The organism is Streptacidiphilus sp. MAP5-3, from assembly GCF_041262505.1.
In the GTDB taxonomy this organism is placed as follows: Bacteria; Actinomycetota; Actinomycetes; order Streptomycetales; family Streptomycetaceae; genus Streptacidiphilus.
Map to the genome: position 1 here is coordinate 1 of NZ_JBGCCL010000020.1, position 19,669 is coordinate 19,669.

Annotated in this window: 21 protein-coding genes and 3 tRNA genes; 17 read left to right on the forward strand and 7 right to left on the reverse strand. The window is 68.7% G+C overall.

Translation table 11 applies throughout. The annotated features are described in order from the left end of the window. Positions 1–340 precede the first annotated feature (340 nt). Positions 341–1,678, forward strand: coding sequence for a Fic family protein (locus ABH928_RS25370; RefSeq protein ID WP_370070404.1), 1,338 nt, complete (start codon positions 341–343; stop codon positions 1,676–1,678). 144 nt (positions 1,679–1,822) lie between these two features. Here ABH928_RS25370 and ABH928_RS25375 read toward each other — a convergent pair whose 3' ends face one another. Together ABH928_RS25375 and ABH928_RS25380 are read right to left on the reverse strand one after the other, a co-directional pair. After that, positions 1,823–2,509, reverse strand: coding sequence for an HAD family hydrolase (locus tag ABH928_RS25375; RefSeq protein WP_370070406.1), 687 nt, complete (start codon positions 2,507–2,509; stop codon positions 1,823–1,825). Then, complete coding sequence (locus tag ABH928_RS25380) at positions 2,506–3,351, reverse strand: GntR family transcriptional regulator (RefSeq protein WP_370070408.1); 846 nt, start codon at positions 3,349–3,351, stop codon at positions 2,506–2,508. Before ABH928_RS25380 ends, ABH928_RS25375 begins: the two co-directional genes overlap by 4 nt. 474 nt (positions 3,352–3,825) lie before the next feature. On the opposite strand from ABH928_RS25380, the gene ABH928_RS25385 reads away from it, so the two are divergent. The 12 genes from ABH928_RS25385 to xerC all read left to right on the forward strand — a co-directional run bounded on the left by ABH928_RS25385 (position 3,826) and on the right by xerC (position 12,672). Then, positions 3,826–4,104 (forward strand): hypothetical protein, encoded by a 279-nt coding sequence (locus tag ABH928_RS25385; RefSeq protein ID WP_370070410.1) that lies wholly within the window; start codon positions 3,826–3,828, stop codon positions 4,102–4,104. Then, on the forward strand, positions 4,101–4,313 hold the full coding sequence (locus ABH928_RS25390) for a hypothetical protein (protein ID WP_370070412.1): 213 nt from the start codon (positions 4,101–4,103) through the stop codon (positions 4,311–4,313). Before ABH928_RS25385 ends, ABH928_RS25390 begins: the two co-directional genes overlap by 4 nt. Beyond that, on the forward strand, positions 4,310–5,158 hold the full coding sequence (locus tag ABH928_RS25395; protein WP_370070414.1) for a DUF2637 domain-containing protein: 849 nt from the start codon (positions 4,310–4,312) through the stop codon (positions 5,156–5,158). The genes ABH928_RS25390 and ABH928_RS25395 overlap by 4 nt, the downstream gene beginning before the upstream one ends. Beyond that, complete coding sequence (locus tag ABH928_RS25400; RefSeq protein ID WP_370070416.1) at positions 5,155–5,523, forward strand: RRQRL motif-containing zinc-binding protein; 369 nt, start codon at positions 5,155–5,157, stop codon at positions 5,521–5,523. The genes ABH928_RS25395 and ABH928_RS25400 overlap by 4 nt, the downstream gene beginning before the upstream one ends. A 224-nt stretch (positions 5,524–5,747) precedes the next feature. Next, a complete protein-coding gene (locus ABH928_RS25405) occupies positions 5,748–7,811 on the forward strand; it encodes an ATP-binding protein (RefSeq protein WP_370070611.1) in 2,064 nt (687 codons plus the stop codon). A 212-nt stretch (positions 7,812–8,023) separates the two neighbouring features. Further along, positions 8,024–8,227, forward strand: coding sequence for a hypothetical protein (locus ABH928_RS25410; RefSeq protein ID WP_370070418.1), 204 nt, complete (start codon positions 8,024–8,026; stop codon positions 8,225–8,227). Continuing rightward, positions 8,224–8,466 carry a hypothetical protein gene (locus ABH928_RS25415; RefSeq protein WP_370070420.1) on the forward strand — a complete coding sequence of 81 codons (243 nt, stop codon included), beginning with the start codon at positions 8,224–8,226 and terminating at the stop codon, positions 8,464–8,466. The genes ABH928_RS25410 and ABH928_RS25415 overlap by 4 nt, the downstream gene beginning before the upstream one ends. Further along, positions 8,466–8,720, forward strand: coding sequence for a hypothetical protein (locus ABH928_RS25420; protein WP_370070422.1), 255 nt, complete (start codon positions 8,466–8,468; stop codon positions 8,718–8,720). Before ABH928_RS25415 ends, ABH928_RS25420 begins: the two co-directional genes overlap by 1 nt. A 103-nt stretch (positions 8,721–8,823) precedes the next feature. Continuing rightward, positions 8,824–9,720 (forward strand): bifunctional DNA primase/polymerase, encoded by an 897-nt coding sequence (locus ABH928_RS25425; RefSeq protein ID WP_370070424.1) that lies wholly within the window; start codon positions 8,824–8,826, stop codon positions 9,718–9,720. Between the two features lie 169 nt (positions 9,721–9,889). Further along, on the forward strand, positions 9,890–11,071 hold the full coding sequence (locus ABH928_RS25430; protein WP_370070426.1) for a DUF3631 domain-containing protein: 1,182 nt from the start codon (positions 9,890–9,892) through the stop codon (positions 11,069–11,071). A 222-nt stretch (positions 11,072–11,293) separates the two neighbouring features. Then, positions 11,294–11,470: a helix-turn-helix domain-containing protein gene (locus tag ABH928_RS25435; RefSeq protein WP_370070428.1), complete on the forward strand. Its 177-nt coding sequence runs from the start codon at positions 11,294–11,296 to the stop codon at positions 11,468–11,470. Continuing rightward, positions 11,470–12,672 carry a tyrosine recombinase XerC gene (xerC, locus tag ABH928_RS25440; protein ID WP_370070430.1) on the forward strand — a complete coding sequence of 401 codons (1,203 nt, stop codon included), beginning with the start codon at positions 11,470–11,472 and terminating at the stop codon, positions 12,670–12,672. The genes ABH928_RS25435 and xerC overlap by 1 nt, the downstream gene beginning before the upstream one ends. An 85-nt stretch (positions 12,673–12,757) precedes the next feature. Here xerC and ABH928_RS25445 read toward each other — a convergent pair. From ABH928_RS25445 to ABH928_RS25455, 3 genes are all read right to left on the reverse strand, one after another. Continuing rightward, a tRNA-Phe gene (locus tag ABH928_RS25445) sits at positions 12,758–12,831 on the reverse strand. A 27-nt stretch (positions 12,832–12,858) separates the two neighbouring features. Further along, a tRNA-Asp gene (locus ABH928_RS25450) sits at positions 12,859–12,932 on the reverse strand. 32 nt (positions 12,933–12,964) lie between these two features. Further along, positions 12,965–13,037: transfer RNA gene (locus ABH928_RS25455), tRNA-Glu, on the reverse strand. Between the two features lie 102 nt (positions 13,038–13,139). Between ABH928_RS25455 and ABH928_RS25460 the strand changes: the two genes are divergently transcribed. From ABH928_RS25460 to ABH928_RS25470, 3 genes are all read left to right on the forward strand, one after another. Continuing rightward, a complete protein-coding gene (locus ABH928_RS25460) occupies positions 13,140–13,490 on the forward strand; it encodes a metallopeptidase family protein (RefSeq protein ID WP_370070432.1) in 351 nt (116 codons plus the stop codon). A gap of 124 nt (positions 13,491–13,614) precedes the next feature. Beyond that, the gene (locus ABH928_RS25465) at positions 13,615–14,109 is read left to right on the forward strand and encodes a hypothetical protein (RefSeq protein WP_370070434.1); all 495 of its coding nucleotides are present in this window, start codon (positions 13,615–13,617) and stop codon (positions 14,107–14,109) included. A 198-nt stretch (positions 14,110–14,307) separates the two neighbouring features. Beyond that, complete coding sequence (locus tag ABH928_RS25470; protein WP_370070436.1) at positions 14,308–16,527, forward strand: DEAD/DEAH box helicase; 2,220 nt, start codon at positions 14,308–14,310, stop codon at positions 16,525–16,527. A gap of 126 nt (positions 16,528–16,653) precedes the next feature. Here ABH928_RS25470 and ABH928_RS25475 read toward each other — a convergent pair whose 3' ends face one another. Next, entirely contained in the window at positions 16,654–18,327 is a 1,674-nt protein-coding gene (locus ABH928_RS25475; RefSeq protein ID WP_370070438.1) for a serine/threonine-protein kinase, read from the reverse strand. A gap of 201 nt (positions 18,328–18,528) precedes the next feature. Here ABH928_RS25475 and ABH928_RS25480 point away from each other — a divergent pair, with 201 nt between their 5' ends. Continuing rightward, complete coding sequence (locus ABH928_RS25480) at positions 18,529–19,323, forward strand: FHA domain-containing protein (RefSeq protein WP_370070440.1); 795 nt, start codon at positions 18,529–18,531, stop codon at positions 19,321–19,323. 71 nt (positions 19,324–19,394) lie between these two features. Here ABH928_RS25480 and ABH928_RS25485 read toward each other — a convergent pair whose 3' ends face one another. After that, complete coding sequence (locus ABH928_RS25485; protein ID WP_370070442.1) at positions 19,395–19,637, reverse strand: hypothetical protein; 243 nt, start codon at positions 19,635–19,637, stop codon at positions 19,395–19,397. Between the last annotated feature and the right edge of the window lie 32 nt (positions 19,638–19,669).

Genomic DNA, 19,669 nt, shown 5'->3' on the forward strand with positions numbered 1-19,669 from the left:
TAGTAGTTGGCTGTCTGGCTGGGCTTTGGTGGTGTCTCAGGGGGCTTGGGTGCTGTGTGGTGGGCGCTTGCTGGTTTGGTGGGCGGCTTCCTACTGGATTGGTAGCTACTAGTAGGAGCTAGTAGTTGGCTGTCTGGCTGGGCTTTGGTGGTGTCTCAGGGGGCTTGGGTGCTGTGTGGTGGGCGCTTGCTGGTTTGGTGGGCGGCTTCCTACTAGATTGGTAGCTACTAGTAGGAGCTAGTAGTTGGCTGTCTGGCTGGGGGCCTGGAGTCGGTCCGGGGCTCCCGCTGGCGAGGCAGCACCCTAGGAAATTGCGGCAGTCCGACAGAGACGAGGCGTAATGAAGAAGCCAATGCCCCCTCCGAAGACTGAGTCGCTTATCGCGGACGTTTCCCATAATCCCGAGAAGCTGATGAAGGTAATGGAACTCCCCGAGAAGGGGCCTGCTGACCCATATTTCCCCTGGGATAAACTTCGCTACAAGCAACCGCCCTCTGGGCTCACTCACGAGGAATGGTGGCTAGGCCTCAAAATTGCCCGCTCTAACATGCGACGCGTGCTGCCTCTCGTTGATAAGGCAGGGAAACCATTCAGCTTCACCATGCCGGATGTCGTGCTTCAGCCCGTCGAGGAGATTGCCCGAGATGCGAGTGGGCAGATCTCCTTTGGCGAGCAAGTTACGAATCCTGCCACGCGTGATCGATATCTGGTGAATTCGCTGATTGAAGAATCCATCACTTCCAGTCAGCTTGAAGGCGCGTCGACCAGCCGCAAGGTAGCCAAGGAGATGTTGCGAACTGGCCGTCCTCCCCGTAGTCGGGATGAGCGGATGATCATAAACAACTACCAGGCAATGCGCCTGGTGGGGGGGCTCAGTTCCGAGAAGCTCACGGTGGATATGATCTGCAAGATTCACCGTGTCGTAACAGACGGAACGCTTGAGAACCCTGATGCCTCAGGAAGGTTTCAGCTGCCGGGGGAGGATCGAGTGCGCGTCTACAGCAATGATGACGTGCAGCTTCATGTTCCTCCAGAGGCGGATCAACTGCCAGAGCGAATGGAACGGCTCTGCCGGTTTGCCAATGGGGAGCTCGGCAACGGATATATCCCTCCAGTGCTCCGCGCGATTACGCTGCATTTTATGCTGGGTTATGAGCATCCTTTTGAAGATGGCAACGGTAGGACGGCCAGGATCCTCTTCTACTGGTCGATGCTAAATCAGGGCTACTGGCTCACCGAATTCCTTGCCATCTCGCCAATTCTGAAGGCCGCCCCTTCTAAGTATGCGCGGAGCTACCTCTATAGTGAGGATGACGATAATGACCTCACTTATTTCCATATCTATCAACTCCAGGTCCTCAAGCGCTCTATTTGGCAGCTTCATGACTATCTAGCCAAGAAGATGGGCGAGCTTAAGGAAATTCAACGGAGCCTCTCTGCCTCTCCGGGGCAGTTTAATCACAGGCAGCTTGCCATCATTGAACACGCTGCCAAGAACCCTGCTGCATCATTCACTGCCCAGTCGCACATGAATAGTCATCGGGTGGCGTATGAGACGGCCCGCCAAGACCTTACTGGCCTGGAGGCTAAAGGCCTCCTGTCGAAGAGTCGAGTAGGGAAGGCTTATATCTGGATTCCGGTGGCTGACTTCAATGAACGCTTGCGTGAAGCCGCCTGAGTGGATGCAGCTGTAGGCAGTCCACGACGAGAGGGCCGCTCGTGCCCTGGTACATCTCCGGCGGGCCGCCATGTCCTGAAGATGGGAGCTGCGGCCCGCCAGGGACAGGGACGAGGAAGCGGACTGCAGTCTGTCGCGCCGACCTCAAACGCAACTGCTTCGGGTGAGAGCCTCTGCGATGACGTGCATGGAGTCGACCACAGCCGTTGCACCTGCACGTGCCAGAGCGACGTCCTTTCCCGGCTTGTTGGCGTATCCGATGGTGGGCATGCTTGCTGCCAGCCCTGCCTGTACATCTGTGACGGCGTCGCCGACGAACACGCACCCGGTCGGCTCAGCCGAGGCGGCGGCAAGCATCTCCAGGAGCAGGTGAGGATTCGGCTTCATCAGGGACGGATCGCCGATCGGACGGCCGAAAACTCCTGAGACTTCCTGGCGCAGGTCCCGCGCGGCGAGGTATTCCTCGATCGCGCGGGGCGCGTTGTTGCTCACCATCCAGACTCGCCGACCGGATGCGGCGCATGCTCGGATGACGGCCTCAGCTCCAGGAGTTGGCTCGGCTGTGCCTACTGCTTCGACCTCCAGGCGCTCCAACAGCTCGTCTGCGGCCATGGTGGCTTCGGGGCGTTCTGCGCTCACCTGCCGCAGGAGTGCCATCGGGTCCTCCTCGGCTAGCCAGTTGTCCGGCGCGTTGCCCAGCCCCGAGGCAAGCCGATTCGCAACGACGGGTGCAGGGAAGCCAGCGAAGACCGAGCAGACTGGGCCATCGAAGTCGAGCACTACGTGTTGCACTGGGCGCAGCTGCTCCGCGAGCGAGACCGTCACAGTCACCGCGCGTCACGCTCGAACGCGATCGTGTTCCACAGGCTGTCAAACCACAGCTTCGACTGCTGGACGTGCTTCGAGCCCATCGACTCGTCATCCGGTCCAGCCGTGTAGTGGAACAGCGTGGTATCCACACCACCAACGTCGAAGAATGTCTTGGACTCCCCGCTGATAGTCACGGTCTTATCGCGCAGCGGGTAGTAGCCGAAGAACGCTTCGGTCCCGTTGATGATGTAGAGCTTGAACAGCGGTGAGGCGCGGTGGAACTTCGTCTCTACCGTCGCGGACTTGACCAGTCCGAGTTCCGCCAGCTCTCCGACAGCCTTGGCGATTCCACCGGCATGTGTCCGGGCGATGTCCTCGGCACGGACCCGTAGCGCTGGGTCGTCCTGAAGGCCGTCCACCAGAACCGGCACGGCCATGGGCACGGTGGTGTCCGGCAGTATCAGCCGCACGGCGATTGACTCCGGGGTGAGGCGACCGGACCGGACCTTGTCCAAAGGCTCTCGCAGCGCGCCGTGGAGCGTCTCGCTGGAGAAGCCAGCGAAGTCGACGGTCACCTCGGGTTCCTCGAACGCGACCTCAAGGTGAGGTCGCAGTCCCATCGGCCGTTCCGTCCTATCGCGGACGTAGGAGCCCTTGCCCGGCCGCGTCACGATCAAGCCTTCGTCTCGAAGGGTGTCGATCGCGCGGCCGACGGTTGCCTTGGCGACTCCGTAGCGCTTCATCAGCTCCGGGCCAGAAGGTAGCTGGTCACCCGGAAGCAGCTTCTTGGTCAGGATCGCAGCCCGTAGAAGGCTGCTGACCTGCACATACGGCGGACGCGGGTCATTCGGATCCAGGCTCATGCCGCCATGCTACGGCACCCGGTCAGCAAAGTCAGGGAGCCTGATCTGGATAGCCTGGTTGACCTCCCTAGGCAGGCTGCGTATGTTGGAGACATCGAAGCGGCGAACAACCGCAGAGAGCAGAAAGGCCCCTTCTTTGGGCTGCTCTGACCTGCATAAATGCACTTCCAGGAGCCCCGCGTTGGTCGGGGGGAGGTACCCGGCGCCTTGTCAGCCGGAGGGCGAGTCATCTGCCCAGAGCGGGAGCGCGCTCCCGTAAGTGATGGCGCGCTGACCTCGGACAACCGGGGTCGGTGTGATCAAACGAGTGTCTTTGGTCCTCGACGTGCCCCGCTTCAGCGAGGGCGTCGGGGGTCATGGCTGCTCGGTTGTCGAGTAGTCCCGACACATGCGTCGGGGCGGTTGCTGCTTCCTTGGCCGGACAGCAACCGCCCCCGCACGTGTCGCCTCCCTGCTATGAAGCGAGGCAGACCCGTGAAGTACATGGTTGCAGGCCACGAGGCCTTCGACACGTCCGAGTTCGCCGAGTTGGCGCTCGGTGTGGACCACCAGCTCTTCGCCGGTGTTCCCGGTGAGAGCGAGATCGACCGCACGGCCCGTCTGGACGCTGCCCGCGACATGCTGGTGGACCTGGCGGACGAGGACCCCGAGCTGGCCGCGTATGCGCGGCTGGTGATGCGTCAGGCCCCGGTCCCGCTGCGGCACCCCGCGATGGCGCGGCGTCGGGCCTTCCGGACGGGGGTCGCGGCATGAAGCGGCGTCGGCAGGTCTACGTCATCCCGCAGCGGCCGGGCGGCGGCGCGGGTGATCGGCCGTTCGCCAAGCTCGTGGCCTGGACGGCTGCGGGCGCGGTGCTGTGGGAGTTCCACCGGTGCGGCCTTCCGGCTCTGGCCGGGGCGGCGGGCGCGTACCTGCTGGTGCTGGTCGTGCTCCACGCGCTGATCGGGGGGCCGCGCGGATGAACCGGTGGCCCAAGGTCACGTTGGTGCTCGGTCTGCTGGCCGTGGTCGGCATGGCGTTCCGCGTCTCGTGGCATGCGCTGCGGGACGTGGCGCATGCGATCGGCGCGGACGCGGTCGCTGCGGATGTCTATCCACTGGTTGTGGACGGGCTGATGGCGCTGGCGCTGATCGCCGCGCTGGTCTTGCCCGAGGGTCGGGATCGGAAGTTCTCCCTGCGGGTGCTGGCCGGTTACACGGTCGCGTCGCTGGTGCTGAACTACGTGCACGGGTTGGTGCCCGCGATCCAGTCGGGTGGTCGGGTCGGTCTGGCCGACTGGGCACCGGCCAACTGGGCGCTGGTGCTGCTGGCGACCTCACTTCCGGTCGGCTCGATCTTCTTCGGGTCGGATCTGGTCGCGAAGGTGCTACACCACAAGCCCGAACAAGAATCAGCACAGTTGCTGACAAATCGGTCGGGGTCTGACCTGGGCGAGTCGGCCGACACCGACCCGTTCCCGCCCGTGTACACCGCGCCCGCCCCGGCTCTGCCCGAGCCGACCGAGGCCCCGGCGGAGCCGACTCCTACTTCGCGTCCGCGTCGGGCGACCGGATCGGTTCCGCCCGCCGCACGGGCCAAGCGCCCGACCCGCACACCCGACGAACTGATGGCGGAAGCACGGTCGTTGACGGCCGACTGGTCGGACGACCAGCTGACGGCCGACCGGCTGCGGACCGAGCTGCACACGTCGGCCGTGAAGGCGCGGACACTGCGGGACGCGCTCAAGTCCGAGCGCACCGCGCCGCCTCAGCTTCACTCCGTCCGCGAGCCCGCCGACGACGCGGACGTGGATAAGGGCGCGGCGTGAGGTTCTACGACCCGACCGGGGTCCGGTTCGGCATTCCGACGTTTCCGTTCCGGCTTGCTCCGGAGGGGTACGCGACGCGCCGTCAGCTCCGGGCCCGAGCCCTTCGACCTGGCGGTCAGCCGGTCGCCGCTCAACTGCTGTGGCGCTCCCGCAAGACCCGGGGCGGGGTCCGCTGCGCGTACCTGTACCGCGTCGACCTCGCCCGGCCGGTCCGGCCGATGACCGAGGCCAAGCGCGCGGCGCTCGCCGCCGCGATGCGGGCGCGCCGCACCTGCCCCGCCTGCCGACGTGACGTCGGCTACGTGATCCCCCGCTCGCTCGGCACCTGCGTGACCTGCCACGACACAGCGGCACTCGCCGCCTGAGCACGTCAGCCCGGGGCGCACCCGCCTGGACAGCATCCGGTGCGCCCCGGCTCCTCCCGATGAGCTTGGAAGGACTTGAAGTGAACCACGATCCGCTGAACGACCAGCCCGGCACGACGGTTGTCGAAGACGCCGTCCCGGACACCGTGGGTGCGGCGGTCCTGCCGTTCCCCGACCTGCTCAGCAAAACCCCCGCTCCCGCCGCTTCGGACATCCCGACCGTGGTGGACACGGTGGCCACGGTCCAGCCGGTGCGCAGGTGGCTTACGGTGCCGCCGCGCGTCGTGGCCGCCGGTCGCCTCGTGCACCGGTTCGCCAAGCATGAGCGCACCGCGGCTGCTGCCCGGTTCACCGTGCGGCACGGCATGTTCGCCACCGCCGGTGCCGGCATCCTGGCCCGCCGTGGGTGGGAGTCCCGGACCACGGCCCGATACGAGCGGATGATGCGGGCCGCTGAAGCTGCCGGTCAGCCTGAAGTCGCCATGGAGTGGGAGCAGCGCGCCGCCGCATTCCGCTCCGCCCGCCATCAGCGGCGGATGGACCTGATCACCGCCCCTGTCCGGCTCGCGAAGAGCCTGGCTGTCGGCACCCTGGCCACCGCCGCAGGCCTGCTCGCGCTCGGCATTGCGATGGCGATCAGCACGCACCACGTCGGCGAGACCATCGCCCCGGCCATGTTCGCGATCCACCTGGCGACCATGGTCGTGTACATCGCCTCCGTCGTCTGGGGCCCGATGCTGACCGTCGCCCCGGCGCTGGCGCTGCTGGCGTGCTGGAACGCCGGGCGCAAGCGCCAGGCCGCCCCGTCCTGGGCCCTGCCCGCCAACACGGGTGGCGATGGTGAGCCGATCACGCCGTCGAGCGTGGTCCTGGCGCTGCGGGACCTGGGCATCGCCCCGCTGCGGAAGGCCATCCTGGAGATGGGCGACGCCGGGGCAGGCATGCTCGGACCGATCACCATCGCCGGATGCGGCGTCGAAGTCGACGTCCAACTCCCCACCGGCGTGACCACGGTGGAAGTGCAGAACCGACGCCGGAAGCTCGCGGAGAACCTCAACCGGCACGAGCACGAAGTGTTCATCACCATCCCGGCCGCTGCGCGCACGGTGCGGCTGTGGATCGCCGATTCCGGCGCGCTGGACCAGCCGATCGGCCCGTCCCCGCTGGTCACCGACACCACCGCGACCGCGAACTACAAGACCGGGCGCGCCCCGTGGGGCCAGGACCTGCGCGGCGACGCCGCCCTGCTCAGCCTGTTCCAGCGGCACCTGCTGGTCACCGGCCTGTCGAACCAGGGCAAGACCGTGTCCCTGCGGGCGCTGGCGCTGTGGCTGTGCCTGGACCCCACGGTGGAGTTCCGCATCGGGGACCTCAAGGGTGTCGGCGACTGGGCCATGTTCGACGGCCTGGCCACCGTGCTGATCCAGGGTCCGACCGATGAACACGTCATCGAGGTCACCGAGATGCTCGAAGAGGGCGTGGAGGAGATGGAACGGCGGCTCATGGCCCCGCCCGGGACCGTGTTCCCGCCACTGGTGCTCCTGGTCGATGAGGCGCAGGTGGCGTTCATGTGCCCGGCCGTCGGGGCGGACAAGCGCCCCTACGGCGGCACGAAGGCCACCAGCCGGTACTTCATGGCCGCCCGGAAGATCCACAACCAGGGCCGTGCCGTGAACGTGACGCTCTGGCAGGGCACTCAGGACCCCACCGACCAGAACCTTCCCAAGCTGGTCCGCGAGGGCGCGCACATCCGCGCGTCGCTGGTACTGGGCACCGAGTCCCAGTCCCGCATGGCGCTGGGCGACAAGGCCGTGAACGGCGGCGCCGCCCCGCACCTGCTACGCCAGGGCCTGGACAAGGGCACCCTGGTCGTCACGGGCGACGGGATCAAGCTCGCACCGGGCCAGTCCTCGATCACAGTGCGGACACACTACATCCCCGACCCGGAGGCGATCGAGATCACCGACCGGGCCAAGGCCGCCCGCACCGCCGTCGTCACCCGCGCTGCCACCGAGAAGAACGACGCGCCGGTCGTGGACCCGCTCGACGACGTCGCTACCGTCATCGGCGACGCACAGCGCATGCTGACCCGCGAGGTGCTCCAGCGGCTCACCGACCTGAACCCCGCCTTCTACCGGGCGTGGTCCCCGCAGGACTTGAAGCAGCTCCTGGAGAGCGTCGGCGCGGCCCCGCACAGGAGCGACGGACAGATGGTTGTCACCCGCGCCAAGGTCCTCGCCGCCCTCGCCCGACGCGACGACAACGCCGCCGAAAGTCACGGGGAGTAAAGGGAGGCGTTCAGGGAGGCAGGGAGTTTTCCCTCTCCGCCTCCCTGAACCCCCATCCCTGCCCTGAACTGTGACAACACGTCACGGGGAGGCTCCCAGGGACGCGCTCCTGACCTGCCGGAACACCCCGAAAACACGTGTTCCAGAGCGGACGCGCCTCCCTCCCTGTCACACACCGTGAACAAAACCCGCATGCTTCGGAGGCACCAGCCATGAACGCCCCGATCATCCGCCCCCTGGCCGCCGCACACTTCCGCGACGCCCTCACCGCCGCCCAGACCGGCGACCTGCCCACCGCCCTCGGCGCGCTGCTCGCGATCGACGACCAGTCGTGGCAGGGCATCCGCGCCCGCCTGGACGACCTCGGCCCCACCGTCGCCGCCCTCGTCGCGCGGACGCTCGGAGGTGGCGCGTGAACGCCGACACCATCGCCGCCGTGGTCGTCTTCGGCCCGAGCGTCATCCTCGGCGGCGCACTCGGCATCAGCGTCCTGACGGGGCAGTCCCGCCGCCGCTACCTGCGCGGCGCACTGGCCGTCTGCCGAGAGATGAACGCCGCCGACCAGCAGCCCTCGCCGCCCGAGCCCGAAGGCGGCGAACCCGCGCCGGAAGAGAGGCCGTTGGCGAAGGTGATCCCGCTGCGGCGGGCCGCCTGATGCCCACCAGTTGGGCCAGCAAGGACAACCCCGGGATCTACGTCTTCGCACCGCACCACCCGCGCAGCCACTGGAACGCGAACTCCCCGACGCAGCTCCCGAGGGCGCACTACGTGTGCCGTTGCGGGCAGACCCGGGCCGTGATCGGCGCGAAGGAAGTACAGGCACTGATCGCCGAATACCTCGCCCACACAGCCGGAGAGCATCCGGACGTGCCCGAGGTCCCGAAGCGGCCTGCCAAGCACGCCGCCTGACAACGGATCCACCAACTTCCGGGCACAGCAAGGGAGTTGAGATCACTTGCCGTGCCCGGAAGGCCCTGAGTGCCCCTGTGGGGGCTTGAGAGGACTGTTCCGGATGGAATCCCCCTTCGATCTGACGAACGCCGCTCTGGCGGCCGTAGAGCGCGACTGGGCGGTCTTCCCGCTCCGCCCCGGCTCCAAGAAACCTGCCCTGCACGGCGAGAGCACCTGTCCCGGCATCGGGCCATGCGCGGGCGGGCATGCCAAGTGGGAGCAGCGCGCAACCACCAACGAAGCCACCGTGCGCGGTTGGTGGCGGCAGGCCCCGGCCGGGAACGTCGCCATCGCGACCGGCCCGGCCGGACTGCTGGTGGTCGACCTGGACGCGCCGAAGAACGGTTCGGACATGCCTTGCGGCATGACGACCTTCAAGGCGCTCTGCGAGCGCGCCGGACAACTCCTGCCCGCAACCCGCACGGTGCGGACTGCGGGCGGCGGGTGGCACCTGTACTTCACCGCCCCGCCCGGGGTCCGGCTGGGCAACACCGCAGGCACTCTCGGGCCGATGGTCGACACCCGAGGATGGGGCGGCTACGTCGTCGCCCCCGGCAGCACCACCCCCACCGGCACATACGCCCTGGAGAATCTGGACGATCCTGCGCCGCTGCCTGCATGGCTGCTGACCCTGCTGGCGCCCAAGCCTCGACCCGCCGTCACCACCGTTCGCAGCAGCGGACGCGGGGCGGGCTATGCCGAAGCCGCTCTAGCGAACGAGTACGACGCCGTGGCCAACGCAGGCCAGGGGGAACGGAACTGGCGCTTGACCCGGGCAGCGCGTGCGCTGGGCAGGTTCGTCGCCGACGGCAGGCTCACCCGGGCACGGGTCGAAGAGGCTCTTAAGTCGGCGGGGAGTCTGTGCGGGCTGACCGAGCGCGAGTGCCGCGCCACGATCACCAACGCCCTGAACTGGTCGATCGCCAACAATCCGGGCCCCACGCGATCCCCGATTTAAGAGCCTCACGGCACCACCCATCGGCCGCGCGGACGCCGACACGCCCCGCCCGCTGCTGGCGTCCGCGCCCGAGGGGCGTCGGCCGAAGGCCGCCCTCACTGCCTTTCAGCCCTGAGCCGCAGGCGCTCGCCTGCGGCAGCTCCATCACCAGGAAGGACACCCGCGCCTGATGACCGCCCGCGCACACACGCCCCAAGCACCACCGGACGGGGCCGCGCTGCTCAACGAGGTGGAAGCCTTCCACCGCCGGTTCAACATCTTCCCCACCGAAGCCGCTTACGTGGCCGTCGCGCTGTGGGACGCACACGCTCACCTGCTCGACTGCTTCGACTCCACACCCCGCCTGGCCTTCCTGTCCCCGGAACCGGGCAGCGGCAAGAGCCGCGCACTGGAGATCGTGGACACCCTGGTGCCACGGCCGATGGTGGCCGTCAATGCTTCCGCCGCAGCCCTCTTCCGCGCCGTCAGCGGGCCCGACGGACGGCCGACGATCCTCTTCGACGAGATCGACACCGTCTTCGGTCCCAAGGCCGGGGACAACGAAGAGCTGCGCGGATTCCTCAACGCCGGACACCGCCGCACCGGCGTGACCTACCGGTGCATCGGCGACGGCGGCAACCAAACCGTACAGGCCTTCCCCTCCTACACAGCCGTCGCCGTCGCCGGTCTCGGTTCGCTGCCGGACACGATCCTGACCCGCTCCGTCATCATCCGCATGCGCCGCCGCGCCCGGAACGAGAAGGTGGAGCCCTACCGGGCCCGCCTGCACGAACGGGAAGGCCACAAGCTCCGCGACCGCCTGGCCACCTGGGCGGAAGCCATCCGCGAACACGTCGCAGGGGCTTGGCCCGAGATGCCCGACGGCGTCACCGACCGGCCCGCCGACGTATGGGAACCGCTGCTCGCCATCGCGGACGCAGCAGGCGGCGACTGGCCCCGTCGTGCCCGTGAGGCCTGCACGATCCTGGTCAAGGCCTCCCAGACCGACGACCGCTCCAGTCTCGGCGTCCGGCTGCTCACCGACCTTCGCGACCACGTGCTGATCGGCGTCGAACGCCTGCCCACCATCGCGGTCCTGGACCGGCTGAACGCCCTGGACGACGCCCCGTGGGGCGAGATGAACGGCAAGCCGCTCGACTCGCGCCGCCTGTCGAAGATGCTCAGCCAGTACGTGACGGTCAACAACGAGCCGATCATGCCCCGCAACATCCGCACCGCAGGCGCCGTCCTCAAGGGCTACTACAGCGAGGACCTGGCCGACGCCTGGGCCCGCTACTGCCCTCCCCCCTCTCCAGAAGCCGCTACATCCGCTACACCGCTACAGCCCAGCTCAGAGGCACCAAGCGTGTAGCGGCAAACCCCGATGTAGCGGCTACGCACCAACCGCCCCACCGCGCCCCAAACGACGCGTAGCCGCTACATCCCAGCTATCCGCTACAGACTCACCCCCGCTGACCTGCGATGTAGCGGCGTAGCGGATGTAGCGGCCCTGGGAGAAGGGGGCCAGAACCCCCGGCTGCCCTACGTCTCCACGTCGTGCACCCAGCCCAGAGGAGTCCCCCTGACAACCGCCGTGCCCGAAGCGCTCACTGTCAAGGACGTCATGGCCGTCCTCAAGGTCGGCAAGAGCACTGTCTACGACCTCATCCACTCCAACCAACTGGCCAGCTTCACCATCGGCCGCTGCCGCCGCTTCACGGCAGACAGCGTCGCCGCCTACATGCAGAACCGAACTGAGGAGAACGTCTGATGGCGAAGCGTGCAAACGGCGATGGCAGCATCTACCCCCGTAAGAACGGCACCTACCACGGCCGGGCCTACGTGACCACGACCTCGGGCGTCCGCAAGCGAGTGTCCGTCTACGGCAAGACCCGTGACGACGTTCTCCAGAAGATCACCTTGCTCATGGCCCAAGACATGCAGGGCGTTCCGACTCCGGACACGAATGCAACGCTGGCTGAGTACCTGGAGTACTGGCTGCAAACCACGGTCAGGACCAACCGCAGGCCGAAGACGGCCCAGGGGTACGAAAGTGTGGTGCGGGTCCACCTGGTGCCAGGACTCGGCCGCAAGAAGATCCGGACACTCCGGGCCCAGGAGGTGCGGACCTGGCTCACCCTCGTCGCCAGCGAGTGCCAGTGCTGCAAGCACGGGACGGATGCCAAGAGGAGTAAGCCCCGTTGCTGCGCGGCGGGGGAGTGCTGCCAATCCCGCTTGTCTCGGCGCATGGTGCAGTCCATCCACGCCGTTCTGAGGAACGCTCTGCAGAGCGCTGTGCGAGAGGAACTGATCGTTCGTAACGTGGCCAGGCTAGTTCAGGTCCCGTCACCCGCCTACAGCTCCGGCAAGGGGCTCAGCGTGGCCCAGGCGCGAGTCTTGCTCAAGGCTGCCGAATCCGACCGCTTGCACGCCCTGTACGTCCTGGCACTCGTCATGGGCATGCGCCGTGGGGAACTCCTGGGTCTCCAGTGGGAGGCGATCGACTTGGAGCGCGGCACGCTGATCGTGGAAGCCAGCTTGCAGCGAGTGGCCGGCACTCTGACCCGGGTGCCGCCCAAGACCGAGTCCTCGGTCCGTACCCTCCCGCTTCCGCCCCTTGTCGTCTCGGCTCTGGAGGCGCACCGGGAGCGACAGGCCCAGGAGCGCGCCCGCGCGGGGGACGAGTGGCAGGAACACGGCCTCGTGTTCGCGAGCCGGGTGGGTACTCCGATCGAGCCGGACAACGTGCGGCGAAGCTGGTACCCGCTGCGGCGGAAGCTGGCCCTCGATCTCCGTTTCCACGATCTCCGCCACACCTGCGTGACGCTCCTCCTGGACCTCGGAGTGCCGCCGCATGTCGTGCAGCAGATCGCCGGACACAGCGACATCGGCGTGACCATGAAGGTCTACGCCCATGCCTCGCTCACCGAGAAGAAGAAGGCTCTGGAGGGCCTTGGTGAGCAGCTGGGCTGAGCCGTTGGCGTACGCGTTGGCGTAACTGGCATGAAAAAAGCCCCTGCTCGATCACCGAGCGGGGGCTTTCTGCTGGTCAAACGAGTGGCCAGGGCCGGGGTCGAACCGGCGACCTTCCGCTTTTCAGGCGGACGCTCGTACCAACTGAGCTACCTGGCCAGGTTCCCTCTTGCGAGGGAGCCTGAGCGACTCCGACGGGACTTGAACCCGCGACCTCCACCTTGACAGGGTGGCGAGCTAACCAACTGCTCCACGGAGCCATGCGCACAACGTACATGCACGGGCAATGCCGTGCCCCCAACGGGATTCGAACCCGTGCTACCGCCTTGAAAGGGCGGCGTCCTGGGCCACTAGACGATGAGGGCGTTTGGACCCTCCCGGCTTCCTTGCGGCCGTCGGGGACGTTCAGAAGCATATGGGATGCGAGCGGGAACGCCAAAATCGATTACGAGGTCAGGGGCCGAGTCGTGCTGGAGATGGGACGGGAGCGGTTCGAGGAGCTGGTCGGGGAGGCGCTCGACCGGATTCCCGTGGAGCTCACCCGTTTGATGGACAACGTGGTGATCTTCGTCGAGGACGACCCCGTGCCGGGGCGGCCCGAGCTGCTCGGGCTGTACGAGGGCACGCCGCTGACCGAGCGCGGCGAGTGGTACGCCGGGGTGCTGCCGGACCGGATCACCGTCTACCGGAATCCGACGCTGCGGATGTGCCGGAGCGAGGACGAGGTGGTGCGCGAAGTCGGGGTGACGGTCGTGCATGAGATCGGTCATCACTTCGGGATCGACGAGGAGCGCCTGCACGAGCTCGGGTACGGGTGAGCGGTGGGGTGGGAATCGCGGGGGCGGGTTGACGCGTGCGTGTCCTTTGGCCGGGGGGCGCGTTGGAGTGGGAAGGGATTGTCGGGGGCAAGGACGCGCAGTAGAGGAAGCGGGGCCGGACGCGGTGGGAAAGGTCGAAGTCGGGGCGCGCCGGGCGCTCGCGTTCGTGGTGGTGGCCGGGGCCGTGGTCGGTGCGGTGCCGACGCTGGCCGGGTGCATGGAGGTGGGTCCGGCGGCGACGCCCACGGGCGCCGGCGTGCCGACGGCCGCGCCGGCGGGTGCGGGCGGCTCGCAGGACGGCGTGACCACGCGGACGACGGAGCAGCCGCGCCACCGCGGCGGCGACCGTCCCAGCGCGGCGCCGGGCATGAGCGCCCCTGCCGGCGCCCCCACACCGGGCGCACGCCCCAGCGGCACTCCCTCGCCCCAGGTCGGCGGTCAGCCGGTCGGAGTCACCCCGCTGCCGAGCACCAGTGCCGTCCGGCCGACGGTGACGCCGCCCTCGCAGCCCACCCCCAGCCCCTCCCGGGTGCAGCCGTCCACTCCGGCTCCGTCCACCCCGCCGCCCTCGCCGTCGCCGAGCTCCGCCAGCCCCTCTGCCAGCGCGTCCGGGAGCTGAGGAGCGTGTGATCCGGGTCTCCACCACGTCGTTTGCTCCGCCCGTGGCGGCTGGGCTATCTTGGTAGATCGTTGTTCAATTTGCCCGGCGCTGGAAGATAAGGCGCCCTTGGCGCGTTCCGGCACTCCGTGGCTGACCGCATAGAGGCGGTTTGGAAACCTGCGGATTTGGCGCGTGCCAATATCCGGAAGGTTTTGCATGTCCATCGTTGACGATGCCCGCTTCGCCATGCCCGAAAACACCGAGGCCGCGGAGCACGAGGCCCTCACCGAGATCCCGGCGGACGCCGCCGACATCACCAACTCCACTGTCAACACCACTGATTCCGCCGAGAACGCCGACGAGGCTGTCGAGCCCGCCGAGAAGACGCTCACCTTCGGCGACCTGGGTCTGCCGGACGAGATCGTCCGCACCCTGGCCAAGCGTGGCGTGACCACCCCGTTCCCGATCCAGGCCGCGACCATCCCGGACGCGCTTGCCGGTAAGGACGTCCTCGGCCGTGGCCGTACCGGCTCCGGCAAGACGCTGAGCTTCGGCCTGCCGCTGCTGACCCGCCTGGAGCAGGGCCGCACCCGCGCCAAGCGCCCGCGCGGCCTGATCCTGGTGCCGACCCGCGAGCTGGCCATGCAGGTCTCCGACGCGCTCGAGCCGTACGGCTCGGTCCTCGGCCTGAACCTCAAGGTCGTCTGCGGCGGTACCTCCATGCCGAAGCAGATCTGGGCCCTGGAGCGCGGCGTCGACGTCCTCGTCGCCACCCCCGGCCGCCTGCGCGACCTGATCGACCGCAACGCCTGCTCGCTCGAAGAGACCGAGATCGTCGTCCTCGACGAGGCCGACCAGATGGCCGACATGGGCTTCCTGCCCGAGGTCACCGAGCTCCTCGACAAGGTCCCGGCCGGCGGCCAGCGCATGCTGTTCTCCGCGACGCTGGAGAACGAGATCGGGACGCTGGTCAAGCGCTACCTGGTCGACCCGGTCACCCACGAGGTCGACCCGTCCGCCGGTGCGGTCACCACCATGACCCACCACGTCCTGGTCGTGAAGCCCAAGGACAAGGCGCCGGTCACCAACGCGATCGCCGCCCGCAAGGGCCGCACGATCATCTTCGTCCGCACCCAGATGGGCTGCGACCGTGTCGCCGACCAGCTGCGTGACGCGGGCGTGAAGGCGGACGCGCTGCACGGCGGCATGACCCAGGGCGCGCGTACCCGCACCCTCGCCGACTTCAAGGACGGTTACGTCCACGTCCTCGTCGCCACCGACGTCGCCGCGCGCGGCATCCACGTCGACGGCATCGACCTGGTGCTCAACGTGGACCCGGCCGGTGACCACAAGGACTACCTGCACCGCTCCGGCCGCACCGCGCGTGCCGGTCGCTCCGGCACGGTCGTCACGCTGATCCTGCCGCACCAGCGCCGCAGCACCTTCCGTCTGCTGGAGGACGCCGGTGTCGAGGCGACCCGCCACATCGTCGGCGGCTCCTTCGACGCGGACCTGGTCCGCATCACCGGTGCCCGTTCGCTGACGGAGGTTCAGGCCGAGTCGGCCGCGACCCAGGCCAAGCAGGCCGAGCGCGATGTCGCCTCCCTGACCAAGGAGTTGGAGCGGGCCACCCGCCACGCCACCAACCTCCGCGACGAGGCCGAGCGTCTCGCCTCCCGTGCCGCCTCCGAGCGTGCCGAGCTGGGCCTTACGGACGAGCCGGTCGCCGATGGGGCGGAGGGCGCGGAAGCGGCCGAGGGCACCCCGGTTGCGGTTGCCGAGGCTGCTGACGCTCCGGTCGCCGTCGAGGCCCGCGCGCCGCGTGCGGACCGAGGCTTCTCGAGCCGTGAGGAGCGCAGCCGTGACGACCGTGGCGGCTTCCAGCGTCGGGACGACCGTGGCGGCGACCGCGGTGACCGTGGTGGTTTCCAGCGTCGGGACGATCGTGGTGGTTTCCAGCGTCGGGACGATCGTGGTGGTGACCGCGGTGGTTTCCAGCGTCGGGACGACCGTGAGGGCTTCCGCCGTGACGACCGTCGGGACGACCGCGGTGACCGTGGTGGTGACCGCGGTGGCTTCCAGCGTCGTGACGACCGCGGTGGTTTCCAGCGTCGGGACGACCGTGAGGGCTTCCGCCGTGACGACCGTCGCGACGACCGGGGTGACCGTGGTGGTGACCGCGGTGGCTTCCAGCGTCGCGAGGACCGTCCGTCCTTCGGCGCGGGCCGTTCCTTCGGCGGCGACCGCGACCGTCGTCCGTCCTTCGGCGCCGCCCGTCGCGACGACCACCGTCCGGCGTCCGGCAACTTCCGTCGCGACGACCGCCGTGACGACCGTGGTGGCTTCCAGCGCCGCGAGGACCGTGGCCCCTCCGGCTACCGCGCCGGCGGCTCTGCCGGTGGCTCCGCCGAGCGCAAGCCGCGCTGGAAGAACTGACCTCACTGAGGCTCGCCGACAGGCGGGCTCACCGACAGGCCGTCCCCGTTTCGGGGGCGGCCTGTCCGCGTTCCACTCAGACCTGTTGGACCTGTCGGCAGCGGCGCTCGCCGCCGTTGCGTGATTTCACTGCATGACCGGGGTGTGGCCGTTCATGCCGAAGCGCGGGGAGCACTTCTCGTCGGACTGGTCGCCCGCCTTCCAGACGCAGATCCACATCGCGTGGCCGGCGTCCGGGATGAAGTTCGTCTTCGCGGCGCCGAAGGAGGCGTAGAAGCCGTATGCCATGCCGCCGGTGCGGTAGAGCTCGGCGTCGCAGGTCTCGCCCATGGAGGTGTTCACCACGCCTGCGAGCCCGCCGGAGCCGTTGTCGTCCAACCAGGCGGAGCAGGCCGCGTCGTTGGCATACCAGTCGGTGTCCGCTTCGGAACCCCTGACCTGCGTCGTGTCGTCGCCGCCGCTGATGCCGCTGATCGACGACGCGGTGGGGCTGGGGCCGGGCGCCGCGGGTGGGGTGCTCGTGACCGGGCCGGGGGCCGGGCTCGTGCCGGGCACGCCCGGTGGGGTGGCCTGGCCGCCGGTGGCACTGCCTGTGCTGCCGCCTGTGCCGCCCGTGCCGCCCTGGGCGGTCGGGAGTCCCGCCGACGCGGAGGCGGACCCGGCGGGGGACGAGGCGTTGCGGCTCGGGCTCGCGGAGGACGACTGCGACGTCCGGCCCACGGGCTGGACGGTGTCCGTCGCGCCGCCGGACGACCGCGGACTGCCGTTGTCCGCGGGCGCGGACGGGGAGAACACGACGGCCGCGACGACGCCCAGGGCGACCAGTCCGGCGGTCGGCAGCAGGAGCAGGCGCGTGCGCCGCCGGTGCGCTGCCGTGGGGGCGTTCGGCACGGTGTCCGGTTCGGGATCCGGATCCGGCTCCGGCGGCGGGACGGTGTCCATCTTGCTGACCGGTGTGGCGGCGAAGTCACGTCGCGCGGCGACGCGTGCCATGACCTCCGAGGGCCAGGTCGGTGCCGGAACCGGCAGCTGCGTGCGTGCGGTGCCGGCCAACTCGCGGGCGGTGGGGCGGTCTTTGGGGGCGGTGGCGAGGCAGGACGCGACGAGGTCGGCGAGGTCGGCGTCCACGGCGCGCAGCGGTTCGACGTCGGGGACGACGCCGGGCGTGCGACCCGAGGCCGCGTAGAGCAGAAGCGCCCCGAGCCCGTACACGTCCGCGGGCGCGCCCACGTTCTCGTCCCCGGACTGCTGTTCCGGTGCCGAGAAGCCCTGAGTACCGTAGCTGCCACCGGTCTTGGTGAGCCTCGCCTGGTCCGCGGCGCGGGCGATGCCGAAGTCGATCAGCTTCACGCCGTCGCGTACCAGCATCACGTTGCCGGGCTTCACGTCGCGGTGCGTGATCCCGGCTTCGTGCACGGCGGTCAGTTGGGCCGCCGCCTCGGCCAGCAGCAGCCAGAGTGCCTCGGCGGGCAGCGGGCCGCGCAGCCGGACGGCTTCGTCCACGGTGAGTCCGGCCACGTACTCGGTGGCGAACCATGGGCGCTCCGCGGTGCCGTCGCTCGCCAGCACCCGCGGCCCGACTCCGACCGGTACGCGGTAGAGGAGCCCGACCTCGCGTTCGAAGCGCTCGCTGGAGACCAGTCGCGCCCGGACGCGCTTGACGGCGGCGTAGCCCCGGTCCGACACCCCGAGGTAGACCTCGCCCATGCCGCCGGTGCCGAGCACGCCGATGACGGCGAAGCTGCCGATCTCCTGCGGATCGTCCGCGCCGAGCGGCTCGGCGATCGTGCTGTCCATCATCAGCAGGTCCCCCGGCTGCTTGCACTGACGCCGGGCAGGCTATCAGCAAGTTGACTGCCGGCATGGCGGGTTGACGGCGAAGGCGCGGGCCTGTGCGCCGGACCTCGCACATCTGTGAGACCGGTGCTTCGCATACTGTGTGAGGACCGGTCCCCACGGTGCCTTCGTACACTGGCGCGAGCCGAGCCGGAGGTATATGACATGGCGTCAGGAAGCTTCCCACCCCAGATCCTGCCACCGGGCAGTCCCGCCGACCGAGTGCCGGCGGCGCCGCCGGGGACGATCTTCGTACTGGGTCCGGAGGGCGGGTACGCCGTGCCGCCGCGCCGGTACACGCTGCTGTTCGGGCGCGATCGTGAGGACGTGCACGTGCCGGTGGGCGTCGACGACCCGACGGTCAGCCGTCGGCACGGCGTCTTCACCTGCACGGGTGCGGACGGCGACTGGTGGCTGGTCAACACCGGAAACCTCCCTATCGAACTGCCCGACGGCGTGCTGATGCTCACCGGGCACAAGCGGATCCTCGAGGCCGGGTACACCCCGCTGGTGATCAACTCGTCCAAGCAGCGCTCCCATCTGGTGGAGGTCCGTCTGGTGGACGAGGACGACCGGCACCCCCGCTCCACGAGCAGCGCGGAGACCGTGGACCCCGAGACGGTCTACGAACTCTCCCCGCATGAGCGGCTGGTGCTCACCGCACTCGCCCGGCGCTACCTGGAGGGCCACGACGCCTTCCCGCTCCCGCTGCCGTGGGAGGACACCGCGCGTCTGGTCAACGCCTCGCCCTACGTGACCAAGTCCTGGACGTACAAGACCGTCGCGAACGCGGTCGAGGACGTGCGCGAACGACTGCACCGCCGGGGCGTACGGGGCCTCCTGCGCGACGAGGTCGGCGAACCGGTCGGCTCGACGCTCAGCGTCAACCTGATCAGGGAGCTGCTGAAGACGGCCACGCTGAGTGCGCAGGACCTGGAGTTGTTGAACGACCAGGACTGACTGGGTGGCCAGCACGGACAGCAAGGTGCGTGCCCCGGGCGATGGACGTCGCCCGGGGCACGCGGGGTTTCTCAGTCTTTCCCCTCAGGCTCCGGCTCGGGCTCGGCGGCAGCTGTGTGGTGGACGGTCATGTCGCCGTTGTAGACCGAGAAGACGGCCGCCTGGTCCTCCGCGGAGTTCTGTTGACGCGGGTGCGGCGGCTGCGACGGCTCGGGGTGCTGCTTCGTGGTCGTCACGCGGTTGTTGTCGCCGACGATCGCGGTGCCGGAGACGTCTCCGATGCGGACGTTCCCGTGGGTGGGATCTGCGGACATGGTTGGCCCTTCCTGGGTGGTCCCGGCTACGG